The organism is Alicyclobacillus acidiphilus NBRC 100859 (genome assembly GCF_001544355.1).
GTDB lineage: Bacteria > Bacillota > Bacilli > Alicyclobacillales > Alicyclobacillaceae > Alicyclobacillus > Alicyclobacillus acidiphilus.
Window position 1 is genome coordinate 1 of the sequence record NZ_BCQI01000036.1, and the last position, 14,581, is coordinate 14,581.

Here is a 14,581-nt window from a genome sequence, read left to right on the forward strand (position 1 = left end):
TACCGAAATAAGCCGCTGTGGCCTGCCTATTCCCGTCGCCCCCCTCCGCGATCGCGCCATCATGCCTATTCCCGTCGCCCCCCTTCCGCGATCGCGCCATCATGCCTAATCGCCCGTCGCCCCCCTCCGCGATCGCGCCATCATGCCTAATCGCCCGCCGCCGCCCTCCACTCCTCCATCTATCCCGCAAAGCGTTCAGTTCAAAGAAAAGTGGCATGTTTGTCCCACATACCGCGTACATCTCTCTCAACAAGCAATCCTTGTCCAAGCGACGGATACTGCACATGAGAGAGGGAGATGTATGTTGACTAGACGACTTCGTACAAGCCTGACACTGGGCCTTGTCTTCGTCTTTGCCTATCTCGCGTTTGCCCTGTTCTCCAATCCCGTTCTGATTGGCAGCCCAGATGCCTTGAGTCGATCCGCCAACCGTTCATCCGGTGCGGCCCCCATGGTCGTCGATCGGGCGATGGAGGCCGAATTGATTACCGCCTCCCTGCACGTTCCAAATTTTCGCGCGATACCGAACCGTTCCAAGGACTCTGGTCAAGATCCAGACCACCCCAGACGCGGAAAACCAACCAGCAGCGACGCGACACGCCGTGAACCGAAGCCAACCGTTCGATCCGCCGCAACTGTGCATCGTCAGTCCGTTCATGCCAGCACGGTCGTGCACGTTGCTCCGGGATCGTGCTTGTGGAGTCTGGCGATGCAATATCATACGACGGTTCAGCGCCTGATGGAAATCAACCACCTGCGTTCGACGACCGTCAAGATTGGACAAGCCATTACCATCGCAGCACCTGCCCGCTCACCCGTCGTGAAACTTTCCAACATGCCCAATTCCAGCACGTCGCACTCGTCGACCAACGCGTCCACTCAAACATGCACCCAAGCCCATTACCTGACCTATGTCGTTCACAGCGGCGATTCACTCTGGTCGATATCCCAGGCGTATGGCGTGTCCATCGATACCATTCGAAGTGACAACGCGATCGGCGGAGACGCCATCTATCCTGGCATGAAATTGAAAATTGGCGCGGTGGACACGACCTATCACCCCGACGCGGCGAGCAGGGCCATGATCGCGCAGGCGCCGAAGTGGCTGATCCCCGTATACAAGGCCGCCGGGCGGAAATACGACGTACCCTGGACCGTACTCGCGGCCATTCACAAAGAAGAGACCGACTTCGACGTGACTGGCAACGACGTCTCGTATGCGGGAGCGATCGGCCCGATGCAGTTCATGCCACAAACATTCGCGATCTTCGGCGTTCCAGCGCCGGGGCATAAGACGCCGAACATCCGAAACGTGGAAGACGCCATCTACTCGGCCGCAAACATGCTGCACCACGAAGGAATCAGCGCAGATCCGTACTACGCGATTTACTCGTACAACCACTCTGCCGCGTACGTCCATGACATCCTGAGGATGGCATCCATCTAAACCACAAGCACGTATGCATAAAGACTGGCTCGGTGGTCCAATCCGCCCGAGCCCCCTCACCGATCGACGGCACGCCGCAGCATATCGCGCATCACTCGTTCAAATGTCGCTGGCAAGTCCTTGTGATCCGTCACAACCACCGTGTCGTCGCCATAGAGTTGCTTCACCATGGCCACTGCGGCGCCGTCGTCGGCTTCGGCGATGCTGACGTGGACGACGTGAATCTGCCTGCGCCGTGCCCATTGCACGGCTCGTTTCGTGTCTTCGATGGCGTTTTGGTAGTCCTCCGCGGCAGGCTGGGCGTCGCTGAGGACAAGCAGCCACTTCTGGCGCTCCGGCCGCGCCAGCAATGTCTGTGCAATGCGGCGGATGGCGAGTCCATCGCGATTGTCCAATTGAGGTTCCAGGTTGGCGATGTTCGCCGCGCAATCCGCCGACAACGAGCGGTGGTACGGAATCACATGAGACAGATACGTGATCGGCTCGCCGTGCATGACCCCTTGGTACTCCGTATCTTCCCAGAACCCTGTTACGCCATGGACGATGTTCAATCGTCGCAACGTCTCGTGAAACAGATAGAGAACAGGCTTGCAGGTTTCGAGGTATTCCTGCATCGACCCAGAACAGTCGACGAGGATGTGCGCGACCGTATCGAAATGTGCTCCGGGGTTCGTCTTTCGATAGAACAGCCGCGCGGTCCGATCCGTCGCCAACCGCTCCAGCCGTTTTCCCGGACGTCCGTGGCGGGTCGGTGTCGATCCTGCGATTTTGCTTCGCTCCATCATCGAGGAGAAGACGCGAACAAGGCGCCGCCTGGTGACGAACGTCGCTTGTTCCCACGCATCGAGATCCGCGTCGTTTCCATCGCCGTCGCGATCGACGGGGTACACCTCCATCACCCGGCCCTCTGAGCCTCCGTGCCGCAATGGCTGCGGTTCATGGATGGCGATGAAACGGTCGTCGGCCACTTCCGCGACCGATTCTCGTGGTCCGTCCTTCGTCCGCGCGCGCCGGACTTGCACTTGCGCCGGCGACGATTCAGCGAGGCGTCCGCCGCGACGGGACGCTTCGCTCGGCGCCTTGTCATCCAACGACATTTCGAGACTCCACGCACGATTCGAGTCCTGCTGCTGGGTCCACACGTCCACGGACTCGTTCGATCCGTCGGCTTCTCCGTCCGCTGTTTGGCTGGGTTGCGTCCATGTCCGATCCGCGCGCTCCGTTTGCCCGGTTTCACGAGTTGGTTCGACTCGCTGCTTGCCGTCGTCGAGGCCAAACAGGTGAAAGGTCAAGTCCGGCCACGATGCGGCGTCTGGAGGCAAGGCCCGCATGAACTCGTCGGTCAATCGAAGGACGTCGAGGACATCCGCACATGCGCTTGCCTTCACGTAGACGTCCGAGTGTTCATCGGCGATCTGACCGTACCAGTCCGCGAACCACACGTCGCTGTACAGCTGCTTGCGCAGTCTGGACGCTCGATTGCTCTGCAGCATGCGAGCGTAAAATGCGGTTCTCGCCGCAAACGCCTGACGTGTTCCCCTTCGCTCCCGCCGTATCCGCTCAGCCAATCGACCGTCGTCGATGGCGCAGAACACGTGCAAGGCCAAGTTTGGCAAAGTGAATGCCGCGAGGGCCGAATGAACGGTCGACATGGCGGGAAGGGCGTGATCGTATTGCGTGCCCAGGCATCGCAGGTACACGTCGGCAAGCTGGCAATGGAACCGTTCTACCGGATCGAACTCGCCGTAGTTCGTCGAAATGGCGATGGCGCCCTGCTGCATTCGAACGCGCGAAACAGGTTCGAAGGCGACATCCAGGGCGCCGTTGCGGCTGAGCACGCGGCACAAGTCGACCAACTGCAATTCGGCCCAAGTCGCCTCGAATTCGTCCGTGAAGCGAAACGGCTTCTGCACGCTCATGCCCCCTTTTCAACTGTCACGCTGGGAAATACGTGTTCGCGAGGTTCATGACCACCGCGCGTTCGCGCTCGTCGTCTAATTTCGCCGCAATGGCGCGAGCGATGGCGCGCAAGGGCGGAATATATACGGCGAGATCGCACGCGTCAAGCAAGGCTCGAATCGATGCGGCTTCTTCACTCAACTGGCCTGAGCGGGCGGCAGCGACGAGATCGGCGGAGAGGCCAACGAACCAATCCACCGCTTGCTCCGCAAGCCCTTCGGTGTGCCCCCGGATCAAGCGCGCCAAGACATCGCCTTGGAGATACGGCACGTCGACGATGACGAAACGATTCTTCAAAGCCTCGTTCATCGGCATCGTGCCGACGTAACCTTCGTTGATGGCCGCAATCACGCGAAAGTTTGGGTGGGCCGAGATGGTTTGTGCGGTGAACGGATTGGTCAGCTGGCGCCGATAATCGAGCAGGCTGTTGAGGATGGGCAAGGTCTCGGGCCGAGCCATGTTGATTTCGTCGATATACAACATACTGCCGCTCTGCATGGCACGCACAACGGGGCCTTCGACATAGCGAATGGCGTTCTTGCCATCCGCGACATCGAGCGTCTTGAAGCCGAGCAGGGCTTCGGCGTCGAGATCGACAGAGCAATTGATTGCCTCGATGGACAGGCCGAAACGGGCCGCCAGCGACTCGGCCAGCCTGGTTTTCCCGGAACCGGTGGGACCTCGCAGCAACAGGTTCTTTCCGAGCGCGACGCTCGTCACCGCGTCTTCAAGCAGCGTTTTGTCCGACGTCAAAAAGGTCCGCGCGAGTTCGCCGTCTCGATGCCGATGAACTTCCGAAAGACCATGCACTCCCCTTAGCTCGATGTCCTCTGGCGTCCATACTCCATTCATCCTGTAAATCCGCTCCTTGGTATCTTGACTCGGGCTCTTGTCGGGATCAAACAGACAGCGCCGGACGTACGATATCTCAGAAAGTCGAAGAGGAGGTGTTCTCATGTACGGCGTATTTGGCGGATACACGCAATGGGCTGTCGTGTTCCTCATCATCTTCGTTCTGTTCTTCCTGCTCGTCCCTGGTTATGGTGCAGGCTACTAATCCACTGGCCGTCGTCGGTTGCGACGGCCAACTTTCCAACAACAAACAAATCGCACATCTTCGCGGCATGGTCGGCAATCACGAGACGATGCCGTTTCGTTTCCACTTTACATGCCGACGATAAGCACCTTCGAACGCCGTTTGTGTGTTTGCCCCACTGGCGGCGTCAATGGGTATCCGTCTTGGACAGTTTCCCCACCTGTACATAGTGTATTGTACGTGCTCCGTGTGACAGCGGAGTCAATCATGAGGAGAGGGGAAACGAATATGTTCACATTGGCCGGAGCCGACCTTGCCCGATTTTTGTTCGGCATGGTGCTGTTGCTCGGCGCAGCGCATCTGCTTGGCTACGTTGCCGAACGACTCGCCATACCGCGCGTGATCGGCGAAGTTGCCGGCGGACTGCTGCTCGGACCCACATGCATCGGCACCCTGTTCCCCGGGTTCTTTCACTGGCTCTACACAGGGTTCTCATCCGAAGGCAGCTTGTTTGGGCTCATCTACTACATTGGGGAATTGCTGCTCCTCTACACGGCGGGACTCAAGTTCCAGTCTCGCTTCGCAAAGGCGGATATCAAGACAGGTATCGCGATTATCATCGGATCGACGGTGATTCCATTCATCGTCGGGTGGCTGTCGACTTATCTGTTCAATGCGGATCAGTTCCTCGGCCCTGACCACAGCGTCCTCGCGTTGAAGATTGTTGTCGCGATTTCCATTGCGGTCACGTCCATTCCGGTCATCTCGAAAATCTTTTCGGACCTCGGCATCATGCACTCGCGATTTGCGAAGATCATCGTCGCGATCGCGGGCGTACACGACGTCATCCTCTGGGTCGCGCTCGCGATTGCCGCAGGTGTTGTCTCGGGGCACGGCGGCGGCGCAATCAACGGTTGGGTGGTCTCGAAGAGTCTTGTCATCACATTCGCCTTTCTCGTGGTCTGCGTCGGGATTGTTCCCTGGGCCCTGCGCAGAATCACTTCGAAGCGGGCGAACATCCTCTTCCGGGCGTCCTTTCTCGGCTACTTCCTGATCATTCTGTTCGCGCTCTCCGACATCGCCGGCTACCTGGGCGTCGATGTGATGTACGGGGCGTTGCTTGCCGGGATCGCCACCAAATTCAGCTTGCCAGAACGATTGTTCGCACGGTTGGAGCAGGGCGTGCAAGGTATTGCGTTCGCGTTCTTCATCCCGCTCTATTTCGCGATTGTCGGACTGCAACTCAATCTGGTCAAAGATTTCAACCTCGGTTTCTTCTTGCTGTACCTTCTCTTTGCGACCATCGTCCAGAGCGTTGTCGTTTACTTCACTTGCCGGGTGATTCGCACGGATCGCTTGACCAGTGTGAATTTCGCGGCGGCCATGAACGCCCGCGGCGGCCCTGGCATCGTCCTTTCGTCCACCGCGTTTGCGCTCGGCATCATCAACCAAACGTTTTACGCCATCCTGGTCATGCTCGCGTTGGTCACGTCGTGGATGGCTGGCACCTGGCTGCGCGCTGTGTTGCGGCGCGGCAAACGGCTCATGCCTGGCGATGAAGACCTGGTGATTCAAAAGGTCAATGAAGAAGTCACTTTCAATCCCGACGAAATTCCGGTCAGTGCCGTCAAGACCGGATCATACCACGGATAACCTGGATACTCTGCAGACCGGCCTCTGTGCGCACGGGGCAGCCGTGCGCACCTGTCGGTTCCAATTGGCGGCCGATTGCGGCCGCGTCGCAGCGATTTGGCCCGCCGGACATCCATGAAACGCGCGATTCACTCCACGGCGATCTTGCAGAGCACCGCGTCCATGGTCACCTCTTCCCCTTCGGAAACACAAATTTCGCGGAGCGTGCCCGCGTACTCCGAAGGGACTTCCACAGTGACCTTGTCCGTCGTGACTTCGAGCAACGGTTCATCGCGCTCAATCGCGTCTCCGACTTGCTTGAGCCAGGTCGTAACCACCGCTTTCGTCACGGTATCCCCCAATTGGGGAAGTCTGATTTCCGCTGTTTCGCCCATACCGAATTCTCCTTCGTTCATACTCCAGACAAATGATACATGTTCGTTCGGTCCAGGCAAAATCCATGCCGTCCCGTCAATGGCGATAGATCCCCTTGCGAATGAGACCATGCAAATACGCGAGAATGCCATGTCTGGTCAACAATCCGACAAACAGTCCGGAATCGTCGTCCACACAAAGGAATGGCGCATCGATGCTCACTTGCAGCGCGCGAAGAAAGGTATCGCCCTTGTGAATGCGGTGAACATCCTCCCTCATCACGTCCTTGACCGTGAAGTTGGAGAGTTCGTCGAACTCGATCCGTTGAAGACCGAGGATTTTATCCAAAATCAATGTCTTGCTGATGACGCCGACCACACGTCCTTGTGGGTCGATCACAGGAATGGCCGAATATCCGGATTTGATCAATACGAGCAAGGCGTGTTCCGCGCCGTGGCTCGGATATACGCACGCGACGTCTTCCGCGTCGATAATCAGTCGAGATATTTCCTCGTCCTGCAGTGTAATCTGTTCAATAGGCGTCATAGTTACCCTTGACTCCCTTCACCGCTCGCTGCCAAGTTCGTGGTGCACCTGTATTTTACCAGAAAAGAGACGCCGCCGACACGGCGACGTCTCTTTGATCAGGGGATTACACATCCGGTCCGATTCGTCGGCGCTCAATCAATGGAGGTGGCACATCGCCTAGTTCGGTCGGCCAATGCGCCAGTTCTGGCGCAACGCCGCCATCCTCCTGAAGGCGATCGATCCCGTCGTAGACGGTGTCCAAGAACCATTCGGATCCATGCGCCTGATTCCCATCGGACGTCGGATTTCCCTTCGTACGGCCCGGGGTCATGCCAATCTCCTCCTCTCCGAAGTACGGACCTTCTGTCGTAGAGTAGCCGGGGAGGATTGGCTTTATGCGATGACTTACTTTGATTTTTGATACATAAAAGGGGCGACGCTGACGAGCGCCTCTGCCTGGGTGCCGAGCAATTGCTCCGTGCTGCCGACAAACAGGACGCCTCCGGGAACCAGTGATTCCGTAAATTTCTCAACCAGCAGGCGTTTCGTCTCGTCTGTAAAATAAATCAGCACGTTGCGGCATATAATCAAATCCAGGTTTTCCGGATATGGATCGGCCAACAGGTTGTGATTGCGAAATTCCACCTTCCGCTTGATGGATTCGGTGAGGTGAAACCGGCGATTTTGCTCATTCACGAAATAGCGCTCCCGCAACGCGGGGTCGATTTCGCGCAATTGCGCTGGTTCGTACACGCCGAGCCGAGCCAATTCCAGCACACGCGAATCGATGTCTGTCGCAAGGATGACGTCGTGCCGCACGTTCCGTTCGGCCAAGAGGATCGCCAGTGTATACGGCTCCTCCCCCGTCGAGCAGGCGGCACTCCACGCCCGAATGGGACGGTGTTTGTTCATCAGAAAAGGAACTAATTGCTTCCATCTATCGGGGTTCCGAAAGAATTCCGAAACGTTGATAGTCATTCGATCCAGCAGTTCGTCCAACAGTTCTCGACGCGCTTTCAACGCCTGGACATAACTCGGAAAATCGTGAAATCCTCGGCGATCGCGAAGATTGGTCAGGCGTCTCTCCATCTGCGGGCGCTTGTAGCGAGCGAGATCGATTCCAGTCAACTCGTGAAAGGCTCGTATAAACCATGCGAATTCGTCCATCTCGGTCGCTCCTGCCAATCAATCCGATGATATGAGGTGGGGTGGTGCTATGACCGGGCCGTTCCTTGGCCTTGCGCTCAGCGGCGGAACGTTGAAAGCCGCCGCCCATATTGGCGTGCTGGATGGCCTCGCGAGGCTCGGCATCCGGCCCGACGTGATTGCCGGGACGAGTGCTGGCTCCATCGTCAGCACACTGTATGCGCATGGCTACCGAACCGAAGGATTTGAAGCCCTTTTGTGCAACTTCCCAGGGCTGAAACTCATCGACTATGGCTTTCCCGTATGGTCCTCGGCCGTCTCGCTGGTGCGCCAGCGGCTTATCGGGGATCGTCAAAAGATTCCCTCCGCGCCGGCTGGCTTGATCCGCGGAATCAAGCTCCAACGTTACATTGAACGGTTAATTTCGTCCCGAGCACTTCAAATTCCTCTCTATGTCGTGGCTACGGATCTCATCTCCGGTCAACCCGTGGTCTTTTCGGCGACCGATACCTCGTCCACCCGCGACGGTGCGGGCATGACGGCGATCCGAACGACACGCAAAGACACCTACGAGGAGATGACCGACATCCCCTTGGCCGTGATCGGAAGCTGTGCCTTGCCAGGCATTTTCACGCCGATTCAGTACGGAAAGTATCTGCTGGTCGACGGCGCCATGCGGCACTACGTGCCCGTCACGGTGCTGCGTTCCGCTGGGTGCCAGAAGGTCATCGCTGTGAACCTCTACCGCTTGTCGCCGAACTACGAACCCACGACGATGATCGACGTGTTGGCCAGGTCATTTGACATTCTGCTGCGGGAGAGCATCGACAACGACGTCGCACTTGGTTCGCAGGTGTTGGTGCTGGAACCTGACATGAGCCGGCTGCGCTGGCATCGATTCACACAGATGTCAGAGTGCGTCGAGATCGGCCGGAAGCTCGTGTTGGACCGCCAGTCTGAAATCCTTCGCTTTCTCGATCAGGGCTAGACGCAAATAGTCCGTGCCATCTCGCGACGACACGGACCCGATACGTGGATGCTGAAGCGATTAGGCCAACCACACGTCGACCGCTTTGGCATAGTCGGCGGTGCCTTCAGGGAACCACAGGCCAATTTCACGCGCAGCGCTCTCTGGGGAATCCGAACCGTGGATGATGTTCATCCCGATGGTCAGGCCATAGTCGCCGCGGATGGTTCCAGGCGCGGAATCCGCAGGGTTGGTTTTGCCCATCATGGCGCGCGCAACGCCGATGGCGTTTTCGCCTTCCCACACCATCGCGAACACGGGCGACGAGGTAATGAAGGTCACGAGTTCCCCAAAAAACGGACGCTCTTTGTGTTCGGCGTAATGTTGTTCCGCCAGTTCCTTCGGGACTTGAAGGAATTTCGCGGCGACGAGCTTAAAGCCTTTCTTCTCGAAACGGCCGACGATCTCGCCGATGAGTCCGCGCTGTACGCCGTCCGGCTTGACCATGATAAACGTCTTCTCTACTGCCATCTTGAGCAACTCCTTTTAGGGTGAATATCAAAGCTTGTCCGAGGCTTCTTGGCCTCCTGCGACTATGTAACGGCGTTATTGTACGGGACACAGACCATAAGTTCAACCGTGTGCTAAAACGAACGTTCCGCGACGAAGCTGGTCAAGACCTGCAGCTGTCGATTCACTTCCGGTCTTTGCACGCGCGTCAACGCGGCGACCGCTTTGTCGATATACCGATCTGCAATGACCCTCGCCTGGTTCAACGCGCCAGACTCCGTTACGATATGAATGGCTTCGCGGACATCGGGATCGCTCATGCCAGGTTTGACGATCTCGCGCAACCGCGGTCCATAGTCTGGGTGTTGCGCCGCCAGCAGCGCCGGAAGCGTGAGATTGCCCTGGCGCAGGTCTCCACCGACAGGTTTGCCAATCACGTGAGAATTTCCTGTAAAGTCCAAAATGTCGTCGATGATCTGAAACGCCATTCCGGTCAAGTGTCCGTACCACGTAAGCGCCCGAACTTCGTTTTCTCCACCACCGCCGACAAGCGCGCCCAAGCCGCAACTGAGCGAAATCAGGAGCGCTGTCTTGCGTTCGATCCGCCGCAAATAACGTCTGATGGACTGACCCCAGTTGAAAAAATCCTGAATCTGCTCGATTTCACCTTGGCATAAACGGACGATGCCCGTCGACATGTCTCTGTGCACGCGCGGATGATCCACTTCGGCAAGCAGCTGAATGGCACGCGCAAACAGGTAGTCGCCCGCGTACATCGCGGCAAGATTGCCGTACGCGCTGCGGACGGTTGGCTGCCCTCTGCGAAGGTTTGCACGGTCGATCACGTCGTCGTGCACGAGGGTCGCCATGTGGGTCATTTCCAAAGCGGCGGCGATTTTGGCGACGTCTTCGTCGACTGGACTGGACAGATTGCCGACCGTGCCGCAGATCAACGCGAACAATGGACGAATGCGTTTGCCGCCAGCCGCCAGCAACTGTTCGCTGGCCTGTGAAAGCTCCATCTGTTTGGAACGAGATTGATCGCGAAGCAATCGTTCAACTTGTTCCAATTGTCCGCGGTACTGCTCATAGACTGCCTGGAAATTCACGCCAACGTTTCACGCCTCTCCCTCTCGAGGTTGCTTCCATCATCGCTTGTAGCCCAAATGAAGCGCCGCGATTCCGAATGTCAGCGGGAAACTTTCGACATCTCGCATGCCTGCGTCGCGAAACATCTGGGCAAGCCGCTGCCTGTCCGGAAAGTCGATGAGCGATTCCGGCAGCCATTCGTACGGCGCTCGGTCACCGACGACCAATTGTCCAACACGCGGAAGAATGTTGTAAAAATAGAAGTAATACAATTTGCGAAACGGTGTGAATTCCGGTTTGGATAATTCCAGCGACACGATGGCCCCGCCCGGTTTCGCAACGCGAACCATTTCCCGCAAACACGTTTCGACACTTGGCACATTGCGAAGCGCGAAGCCGATGGTCACGATATCGAACGAGTTGTCCGGATAGGGCAAGTCCATCGCGTTGCCGTGAACGAATTCCACGTTTTTGCGCCGGGGAAAGCGCTGAAGACGCTCGTTTGCGACCTCCAGCATCGCTTCGGTGAAGTCGAGACCAATGACTCGGCCCTCGTCACCCAAACGCTCTGCCATGGCGAACGTCCAAGCTCCTGTGCCGGCCGCCACATCGAGAATTTTCGAATCTGGCCGAATGGGCAGTCGTCGCATCGCGAAGTTGCGCCAAAGGCGGTGCTGCTGAAAGCTAAGGACCGAGTTCATCGTGTCGTAGCGATCGGCAATTTTCGTAAACACATCATGGACATAGGCGGCTTTATCACCTTCCATCGGATCGACTCACCCCTTTCCTTCCGCAAGGTGCAAGTGGCGAACGGTCTCTTGGATAGGCGCAAAATACTCTATCATGAATCTGTAGAGCGGGCTTGTCGAGGAAATGGACACCCCGGTTTCCAACTGTTCCATCGAGCTTTCGAGCCATTCGGAGGCCTGGCGAACCGTGAAGTTTCGTTTCACGCGCCGCGCCAACAGCTCGTCTTGGACGATGTGCGCCTGTACGAGCGAATCGATATACGTCATCCAGTTTCCATTGGCTCCAAGATAGTGCGTCGCCAAGGTCTTCAACAACTGCCCCTCGACGATTTTCATCAGACGCATGTAATCGGAGGACGACAATCGAGCCGCTTCCGACAACAATGTCATCTTTGCCTCATTGATTTCCACGACAGCCTCGCACAACGTGTACAACAGCGAACTGTCGCCAATGTGGCCAAGTATGTAGTAGTATTTGCTGCTGTCGTAGTCGCCTGCCAGTACGACCAATCCCTGTTGTTCCGGTCGACAGGTATCGACGTCGTCGTGGATGGACAGCGCTTGACGCAGCAACAAGAACGCCGTTAACACAGATTCTGCTGTAGCATCATCGACCTGGGCCGCTGTCGTAATTGCGTATCCAACCTCGAAATGGAAACGACTTATGCTCTGGCGGACTTCTCGGAGAGCCAAGTAATCATGATGCATATGAACATGTGCTCGACGTTCGATCCGTCGAAACATTCCTTCCTTGCCGTCCGTCAAGTCGGTTTCATCTCCTTAACACCCGACCAGGCCTGTACCACTGATTGCGGATAGTATACCACAAAACCCTGTCACTTACTTTTCTCGCTCTATTCTTGGCCGCCATCCGTGCGAATCTGGCCGTGACCTGTGTAGAGAATGGCCTTCCCTCGGATTTTCATCGCAGAGGTGTGCTCTGTAAATTGTGCAATCATTACTTCATTTTTATCCAACTTCTCGGCATGATGGAATCTTGTTTCAGGTCCCCGCGTCATACCTATGACTTGGACACCGTTTTCCAACGCGCGAATGATGAAATAATCGCCAAGTACTGGGGAATCGGACACGATACTACCCCCTTCTCCGAACTGTCCACGTCGTAAAATCTGCGCTCAACAACGAAAACCAGCGTAAATCACGCTGGTTTGTGGTCGGAATGACGGGATTCGAACCCGTGACCTCTACCTCCCCAAGGTAGCGCGCTACCAGGCTGCGCCACATCCCGTTGTGTATCGTCACTCTATTTGACGTGGTTTTGCACGCGACTCGATTGAGTTCGGCGCTAAACAAGTTTATCACGTGAAGAAGTCTCCTGCAACCTATCATCGAAAGGCGGCCCGGAGCAACGCGGATGCCCCAGGCCACACATCGGATTCAATCACTGTTGCGACTGCCTCGACTCAGAGAATGATGGCAATCAGGCCGCCGCTTCCTTCGTTGATAATCCGCTGCAGTGTTTCTTTGAGCTTGAATTGCGCGTTTTCGGGCATCATCGAAAGCTTTCCGGAGATACCTTCGCGCACGATCGCGGCCAGAGACTTGCCGAAGATGTCGCTCTCCCAAATCTTCAACGGATCCTTCTCGAAGTCTTGCATCAGGTACCGGACAAGTTCCTCCGACTGCTTTTCCGTTCCTACGATGGGCGCGAATTCGCTCTCAACGTCGACGCGGATCATGTGGATGGACGGCGCGGTGGCCTTCAGTCGAACGCCGAAACGAGACCCTTGCTTGATCAACTCCGGTTCATCCAGGGTCATTTCTTCAAGCGCCGGCGGGGCAATGCCATAGCCTGTGAGACGGACCATGCGCAGGGCGTCCGCGACCTTGTCGTACTCCTTCTTCGCGTACGTAAATTCTTTCATCATGCGAAGCAGTTGATCCCGGCCGGTAATCTGTACGCCAACCACCTCGGTCAGCACGCGGTCGTACAGTTCATCCGGCGCGTCGAGTTCGATCACGGCGATGCCTTGCCCCATATCCATATGCGACAGCCCTGCGCCCGACACGAATTCGTAATCGGAGAACTGAGCGACGACGCGATCGATATCGCGGATTCTCCGAATGTCCTGAATCGTCGTGCGCACGCTCTCGTGGAACTGTTGGCGGAGCCAGTGGTCTTCGTCCAACACCATGACCCAGTTCGGGAGGTTGACATTGACTTCCTTGACCGGGAATTCGTAGAGCGCCTCCCGCAGCACGTAGTTGATCTCGTGGGTTGTCAATGTGGCGCATGACAACGCGATGACAGGCACGTCGTATTTCATCGAGAGTTCATCTCGAAGATCCTGCGCTCGAGGGTGGTCCGGATTGACCGAATTGACCAGTATGACAAACGGTTTGCCAAGTTCCTTCAACTCCGCGACGACCCGTTCCTCTGCCTCGACATAGCCTTCACGAGGAATTTCCGCGACGCTGCCGTCCGTCGTGACGACAACCCCAATCGTCGAGTGGTCCGCAATCACCTTTCGCGTTCCAATCTCTGCGGCTTCCTGGAAGGCAACCGGTTCGTCAAACCAGGGGGTGGTCACCATTCTTGGACCGTTTTCATCTTCATAGCCGCGAGCTCCGTCCACCGCGTAGCCAACGCAGTCGACAATGCGGATGTTGACGTCCAATCCTTCTGCGACATTTACTTCTACCGCTTGGTTCGGTATAAATTTGGGCTCAGTGGTCATGATGGTTCGACCAGCCGCGCTTTGCGGCAACTCATCCGTTGCCCGAACTCGTTCACCCTCGTCTTTGATGTTCGGGATGACAATGAGTTCCATGAATTTTTTGATAAAGGTCGACTTGCCAGTGCGCACGGGGCCGACCACGCCGAGGTAGATGTCTCCCCCCGTTCGCTCAGCAATATCCTTAAAGACGTCGAATTTTTCCACGCTTCTCCCTCCTCAAGATGACCGGCGTAGACTGCTACGTACGCATGCCTTGCCCCGGCCCACTGACAACCCCCGTAGACTGTCCCGGTGTCGGTGGACAGTAGAAAATATATGCGTCGAGCTACAGGGTATGCTTCGCCGTCTGCGAAGTCTCGTCCCTGACGTTGACTATATATACGGAGCTTCTTGTGGAAGTAGAACGGAAGAATCAAAAAGGGCTATAGGATGTGCGAGGACATT

General features: G+C 56.8%; 15 protein-coding genes and 1 tRNA gene. 3 read left to right on the forward strand and 13 right to left on the reverse strand.

Features of this window, described 5'->3' with window-relative positions:
• Positions 1 to 301: 301 nt before the first annotated feature.
• Positions 302 to 1,447, forward strand: a complete 1,146-nt coding sequence (locus AAC01S_RS12420) for a LysM peptidoglycan-binding domain-containing protein (protein ID WP_067622723.1) — start codon at positions 302 to 304, stop codon at positions 1,445 to 1,447.
• A gap of 56 nt (positions 1,448 to 1,503) precedes the next feature.
• Here AAC01S_RS12420 and AAC01S_RS12425 read toward each other — a convergent pair whose 3' ends face one another.
• Positions 1,504 to 3,360, reverse strand: a complete 1,857-nt coding sequence (locus AAC01S_RS12425) for a cobaltochelatase CobT-related protein (protein WP_067622725.1) — start codon at positions 3,358 to 3,360, stop codon at positions 1,504 to 1,506.
• Positions 3,361 to 3,382: 22 nt separating this feature from the next.
• Positions 3,383 to 4,258 (reverse strand): ATP-binding protein, encoded by an 876-nt coding sequence (locus tag AAC01S_RS12430; protein ID WP_067622728.1) that lies wholly within the window; start codon positions 4,256 to 4,258, stop codon positions 3,383 to 3,385.
• Positions 4,259 to 4,730: 472 nt separating this feature from the next.
• Here AAC01S_RS12430 and AAC01S_RS12435 point away from each other — a divergent pair, with 472 nt between their 5' ends.
• Entirely contained in the window at positions 4,731 to 6,095 is a 1,365-nt protein-coding gene (locus AAC01S_RS12435) for a cation:proton antiporter (RefSeq protein ID WP_067622730.1), read from the forward strand.
• 128 nt (positions 6,096 to 6,223) lie between these two features.
• On the opposite strand, the gene AAC01S_RS12440 is transcribed toward AAC01S_RS12435, so the two are convergent.
• The 4 genes from AAC01S_RS12440 to AAC01S_RS12455 form a co-directional block, all read right to left on the reverse strand.
• Positions 6,224 to 6,469, reverse strand: coding sequence for a biotin/lipoyl-containing protein (locus AAC01S_RS12440; RefSeq protein ID WP_067622733.1), 246 nt, complete (start codon positions 6,467 to 6,469; stop codon positions 6,224 to 6,226).
• Between the two features lie 76 nt (positions 6,470 to 6,545).
• Positions 6,546 to 6,995 (reverse strand): cyclic-di-AMP-binding protein CbpB, encoded by a 450-nt coding sequence (gene cbpB, locus AAC01S_RS12445; protein ID WP_067622734.1) that lies wholly within the window; start codon positions 6,993 to 6,995, stop codon positions 6,546 to 6,548.
• A gap of 106 nt (positions 6,996 to 7,101) precedes the next feature.
• A complete protein-coding gene (locus AAC01S_RS12450) occupies positions 7,102 to 7,308 on the reverse strand; it encodes a hypothetical protein (RefSeq protein WP_067622737.1) in 207 nt (68 codons plus the stop codon).
• A 74-nt stretch (positions 7,309 to 7,382) separates the two neighbouring features.
• The gene (locus tag AAC01S_RS12455) at positions 7,383 to 8,144 is read right to left on the reverse strand and encodes a CheR family methyltransferase (RefSeq protein ID WP_067622739.1); all 762 of its coding nucleotides are present in this window, start codon (positions 8,142 to 8,144) and stop codon (positions 7,383 to 7,385) included.
• A gap of 49 nt (positions 8,145 to 8,193) precedes the next feature.
• Here AAC01S_RS12455 and AAC01S_RS12460 point away from each other — a divergent pair, with 49 nt between their 5' ends.
• Positions 8,194 to 9,111, forward strand: a complete 918-nt coding sequence (locus tag AAC01S_RS12460) for a patatin-like phospholipase family protein (protein WP_067622742.1) — start codon at positions 8,194 to 8,196, stop codon at positions 9,109 to 9,111.
• 60 nt (positions 9,112 to 9,171) lie between these two features.
• Here the strand turns inward: AAC01S_RS12460 and ndk are convergent, their stop codons facing one another.
• The 7 genes from ndk to spoIVA form a co-directional block, all read right to left on the reverse strand.
• Positions 9,172 to 9,621, reverse strand: coding sequence for a nucleoside-diphosphate kinase (ndk, locus tag AAC01S_RS12465; protein WP_067622745.1), 450 nt, complete (start codon positions 9,619 to 9,621; stop codon positions 9,172 to 9,174).
• Between the two features lie 113 nt (positions 9,622 to 9,734).
• Positions 9,735 to 10,709 carry a polyprenyl synthetase family protein gene (locus AAC01S_RS12470; RefSeq protein ID WP_067622748.1) on the reverse strand — a complete coding sequence of 325 codons (975 nt, stop codon included), beginning with the start codon at positions 10,707 to 10,709 and terminating at the stop codon, positions 9,735 to 9,737.
• A 39-nt stretch (positions 10,710 to 10,748) separates the two neighbouring features.
• Positions 10,749 to 11,456: a demethylmenaquinone methyltransferase gene (locus AAC01S_RS12475; protein ID WP_067622751.1), complete on the reverse strand. Its 708-nt coding sequence runs from the start codon at positions 11,454 to 11,456 to the stop codon at positions 10,749 to 10,751.
• A 9-nt stretch (positions 11,457 to 11,465) separates the two neighbouring features.
• The gene (locus tag AAC01S_RS12480) at positions 11,466 to 12,203 is read right to left on the reverse strand and encodes a heptaprenyl diphosphate synthase component 1 (RefSeq protein ID WP_067622754.1); all 738 of its coding nucleotides are present in this window, start codon (positions 12,201 to 12,203) and stop codon (positions 11,466 to 11,468) included.
• Positions 12,204 to 12,292: 89 nt separating this feature from the next.
• Positions 12,293 to 12,529: a trp RNA-binding attenuation protein MtrB gene (mtrB, locus tag AAC01S_RS12485; RefSeq protein WP_067622757.1), complete on the reverse strand. Its 237-nt coding sequence runs from the start codon at positions 12,527 to 12,529 to the stop codon at positions 12,293 to 12,295.
• 81 nt (positions 12,530 to 12,610) lie between these two features.
• Positions 12,611 to 12,687: transfer RNA gene (locus AAC01S_RS12490), tRNA-Pro, on the reverse strand.
• A gap of 175 nt (positions 12,688 to 12,862) precedes the next feature.
• On the reverse strand, positions 12,863 to 14,341 hold the full coding sequence (spoIVA, locus tag AAC01S_RS12495; RefSeq protein WP_067622760.1) for a stage IV sporulation protein A: 1,479 nt from the start codon (positions 14,339 to 14,341) through the stop codon (positions 12,863 to 12,865).
• Between the last annotated feature and the right edge of the window lie 240 nt (positions 14,342 to 14,581).